At 69.9% G+C, this 229-nt stretch carries 1 protein-coding gene; it reads right to left on the bottom strand.

Annotation, left to right across the window (positions count from 1 at the left end):
- The coding region (locus SB658_RS28235) for a C40 family peptidase (protein WP_410603925.1) at nt 1-229 on the bottom strand (229 nt) is incomplete at both ends.

Raw genomic sequence — 229 nt, 5'->3', positions numbered from 1 at the left:
CATTGGACCTTGTCCGCATCGCTGGGCACGGCCGGCGCGTTCGGATGGCTGTGCACCAGCGCCAGCACCCGGCCCTGATCCTCGGCGGCGGCGTAGTCCTCCGCCGGCAGGCGAAAATGCTCGCTTGGGGTGGCGGCCGTGTTGCGGCAGGGGATATAGCGTTCGCCGTCGGCGCCGGCGATGACCAGGCCGCAGCATTCGCGCGGGTACTCGGCTGCAGCATGGGTAA

The sequence above is a fragment of the Bacillus sp. SIMBA_008 genome (genome assembly GCF_046535495.1).
GTDB classification, from domain to species: domain Bacteria; phylum Bacillota; class Bacilli; order Bacillales; family Bacillaceae; genus Bacillus; species Bacillus subtilis.
The sequence above is the reverse complement of the archived record's forward strand: the minus strand, read 5'-3'. Positions and strand labels throughout refer to the sequence as shown.